Source organism: Alkalibacillus haloalkaliphilus C5, from assembly GCF_000269905.1.
GTDB classification, from domain to species: Bacteria; Bacillota; Bacilli; order Bacillales; family Alkalibacillaceae; genus Alkalibacillus; species Alkalibacillus haloalkaliphilus_A.
Genome location: NZ_AKIF01000202.1, coordinates 1 through 4033, shown reverse-complemented (window position 1 = coordinate 4033; position 4033 = coordinate 1). Strand labels below are relative to the sequence as shown.

Below are 4033 nucleotides of genomic sequence, written 5' to 3'. Positions count from 1 at the left end.
ATTTACCCACCAACGTTATTTATTGTAGAGCCAAAAGAATCAAGGCCACTAAAGAAAGCTGGTTGTAAGTGTAAAACCTTACGACCAGCTTTTTTATAATAGTTTCGCTTGAACAATGACACGTTGAGTGGAATCAATCGTGCATGTTATAAGGGTAACTATTGATTCATCCTCTTGCACATCCAGTACCGAAATGTCCTCTGGTTCAACAATAAACGTATCGACCACTTCATATTCATATTCCGAATCGTGGGTTTCAACCGTCACTCGATCGCCAATCTCGACTTCATCTAACCGGTTGAAAAGGCGGCCCGACGTTCGACTACGGTGAGCTGCAATACCGATATTACCTACCTCACCAAAAGTAAAACCTTGTGACATTAACCCTGCCCCGACATCTAAATTCTCTTCCGTTGCCCCCTCTAACATGGGGAGAGTTAAGTCAATCTTATCGATATGGATGAGTCCTTGAACTTGTTCATTATTGTGGGTGTTGTCACCTGAAGTGTCATCCACCTCTACCTCAGCTGCATGAACCCGATTTTGTTCATCACTAAATAACTGATCGAGCTCTCTGAAAGATTCAACTAGCTCTCCTTCTTGGTGGCTATAATACTGATTTTGAAAATAAGGGAAGAGAATGACGCTGTGCCTATTATAATAAGTAGTAATCCGAGTATGCGGCGCATAGTTACCCTTCCCCGACTAGTTTACTTCGGCGCTTTGCAAGAATTAACCCTAAACCAGCTAATGCAATGACACCACCGATGATGTAATAAAGGTAAGGGATGGACTCACCTGTTTGTGGGAGAATGCCTAGACCTCCACCAGTGCTTGGTAAAGTACCACCTACCTCTGAATCATCATCATCAATGTCATCTCCCGGTTCAATTGGATCAGCGTTAGCCCAAGTTACCATATTGAATTTCACTTCTAATCCTTGAAATTCATTACCTGACTCCCAAGGGAACTCGACCAAATAAGTAACCTCTTCTTCTGCTCCACTTGCTAAAGACCTTGAATCGTAACCTTCGAATTGACCTAGGCTACCATCATAAAGAACTTGATCATCCTCATCTAATACGACTAGCTCTAGCTGATTAAATAGTTTATCAGACCCTTCTGTTTGAATGGCTTCTGTTTGATAATAGAAGTCCAGACTACCATCATTTATAATTGTTGATGTTCTTTTGAAAGTATCACCCGGCTTTATGTTGGTGACATCAAATAGAATTTCGCTCGGATCTGTTGATATTGATAGAGTCTGTTCATCATTTTCACCAGCATTTACTTGGTTCGCATGTGTAAATACTAATGAAATAAAGACCGTAAAGACTATTATTTTAGCGATCAAGAAATACGATTTCGCTTTCATATCATCACCTTCAGTACTATGGACTCGCCATATATTTTAAGCTGGTGTTTCAGCTTTTTCTGTCTTTTCTTCTTTCTTTTTATTGTTTGATTCTAGTTGTGAGACTCCTTGCCAAATTGCATAACCAGCATATCCCATCAATAACAACCCTGGTAAAATAAGCATTAAAGCTCCACCAAGTTGTGACTGAGCAAAACTAGCAATATATCCTACATAGGGAATTGTAAACCCTGTATATTCCGCTACAACATTATCAGATAACACTAAGTCTCGATCTGGTGCATTGTTATTGTCACCTTTTGTTTCGTACATGACATTATCGCCACTTTCGACAACGTCTACAACTCTGTGAGTGACTAATCGATCTTCCTCCATAAAGGTAATGACATCACCTTCCACAAACCTCGTCATGTCACCATCTGGTATAACTGCGATTACGGAACCAGTTTGAAACTCCGGCTCCATTGAACCTGATAAGACAGTCTTAATTTGATAGCCAAAAATCTCAGGTTCTCCACCAGATGCTTTTACAGAGATAACCGTTACTGCCATTAGTACCACTGCTAAGATTAAGGTAAAGCTTAAAACGCTACTCGTTACTTTTTTTACTGTTTTCATCTTTACTTTCATTACTTATCACCGTCCTCAGACTCATCTTCTTCATCTGGTTTTTCTGGATCGTCTTGACCTTTATCATCGTTACCTTCGTTATCGCCTTCTTTAACCTGTTCATCTTTGTTGTCTTCATCTGATTGATCTTGATCTTCATCCTTTTCCTCTTCTTCTTTGTGTTGTTTTTCTTCAGATTTAGTTTCTTCTTCCCCATCACTGTCTTTCTTTTCATCTTGATCAGATGATTCGTCCTCTTCTTTAGTATCATGGTCTTTTTCTGTTTCTTCAGTTGTATCTTTATCTTCTACTTTTTGTTTTTCTTCCTTGTCGTCTTTCTTCTTGTCGTCCTCTTCTTTTTCACTTTTAGCTGCATTACAATTCAAGTGGACTTTTTCGCTCCATATTTCAGTTCTCTCATCATAGTTATCATCGAAACCTTCCATTTGATAAGCTTTAAATTTATAAAAACCGTCTTCTTCTGCTTCATAAACTAAATCTGTTTTTTCACCATTGTCTAATGGTTTGATATTCCCTTCGTGCACTTCTTTTCCGTGCTTATTCTGTGGATTGCCCTTTTCTGTGAAATAGACTTTAAATTCTGTACTACCAGTCATGTCTTCACCAATATTTTTGATTTCAACACTTATCTCATGAGGAGCACACTCTTTTACGTTTTGAGTGTTTTTACTTGTGAACACTAACTCACTTTGATCCCACCAATAATCAGCAGTAGGAATTGATACAGATGTACTTGATTGAGTACTAAAATAAGCCGATGTATCTGAAGCCAATAGGGAAGCTGACATTACAAGTGCGTAACAGATGACCACCACCTGTATTAAAATTTTCGACTTAAAATGCTTAACCCTGTATTTAGCCATGCGTGTATACCTTTTCACGGCAACCCCTCCTTATAGGACTAGCTTAATTTCTATTTACTTCCTATCATCAATTTACGAGCCTTCATATAAATTCATGATAAGAAATAAATAGGTGGAAAGGTGAGATAAGCTCACCTTTCCATTTGAAGAAATTATTACTTCTCTTGCCCTTCTCCTTGGTAACCTTCAAAAGTCCAATCAAGTTCTAAATCAAGGTCTTGTAAATTGTTTTGTCTTTCACCCGTATCATTAAATCTGAATTGTACATCAAATTCTGCTTTTTCACCTGCTGGGATTCCTGTTACTTCTTCTGGTACATCTTCAAACACTGGGTCTACAGTAATCCACTTACCAAATATTGGCCAAATAATCCACTCCCAATACTCATAGCCTTCTTCAGTCATGATTTCTTCAATATTGACTTTGGTAGCTAAATCTTCTGGTGTTAAATCACGCAAGTCTTTAAGTGATACTTCAAATAAAACTTTATAGTCTTCATCGCCTGTTGTGTTCTTCAAAAACTGAACGTAAAGCTGTTCAGCATACTCATCAGCCAAATCATCTCCAACTTCATGGCCATTGGAGTCTCTTACTGTGTAATCAGTATTAAGGTCAACATAAGCAATATCAAGTGACCCATTATTAAGTAATTCAAAATCTCTAGGCATCCAATCTCCAGGCTTAATATTCTCCATTGGAACTTGCATCTCCGGATTAACATCTAGATTAATTGTCCCTGAAGCAAATGTGTTCGTTTGCTCCGCCGTATCACTAAAGTATGCAAACGTTCCTCCCCCTACTAATGATAGCCCTAGCGCACCTGCTAAAACCCCTGCTCCTAACTTCTTCTTAATACTCATAAAATAAGTTCCTCCTCTTTCTACCCCCAACATGAGGTAAATAATTTTATATTTTAATGAAGCCATGAGCTTCATTAATCACGATTAGACGATCAAGCACCTTATTAACATATTCATCCATTTCTTTAACAAGAACAATTTGTTCGTTATTAAGAATACAATTCACAGTATAGACCTATTTCCTAATTTTGCAAACCTTCAAATTTAACTAAATATTCTCAATAAAGAACAAATAAACTGTTCTGTTCTTTAAAATGCACTATTTCCTTACTTTTTCTCGATTTTATTCTATTTAACGAACAGTG

General features: G+C 37.7%; 5 protein-coding genes. All 5 read right to left on the bottom strand.

What is annotated here, in order from left to right; all coding sequences use genetic code 11:
- Positions 1–93: 93 nt before the first annotated feature.
- Positions 94–516, bottom strand: coding sequence for a class D sortase (locus A194_RS18760; protein WP_017187651.1), 423 nt, complete (start codon positions 514–516; stop codon positions 94–96).
- 175 nt (positions 517–691) lie between these two features.
- Positions 692–1375, bottom strand: coding sequence for a TasA family protein (locus A194_RS0115190; protein WP_017187650.1), 684 nt, complete (start codon positions 1373–1375; stop codon positions 692–694).
- A gap of 36 nt (positions 1376–1411) precedes the next feature.
- Positions 1412–2005 carry a signal peptidase I SipW gene (sipW, locus tag A194_RS0115185; protein WP_017187649.1) on the bottom strand — a complete coding sequence of 198 codons (594 nt, stop codon included), beginning with the start codon at positions 2003–2005 and terminating at the stop codon, positions 1412–1414.
- Entirely contained in the window at positions 2005–2886 is an 882-nt protein-coding gene (gene tapA / locus A194_RS0115180; RefSeq protein ID WP_083834326.1) for an amyloid fiber anchoring/assembly protein TapA, read from the bottom strand. Before tapA ends, sipW begins: the two co-directional genes overlap by 1 nt.
- A 137-nt stretch (positions 2887–3023) precedes the next feature.
- Positions 3024–3728, bottom strand: a complete 705-nt coding sequence (locus A194_RS0115175) for a TasA family protein (RefSeq protein ID WP_017187647.1) — start codon at positions 3726–3728, stop codon at positions 3024–3026.
- Positions 3729–4033 lie beyond the last annotated feature (305 nt).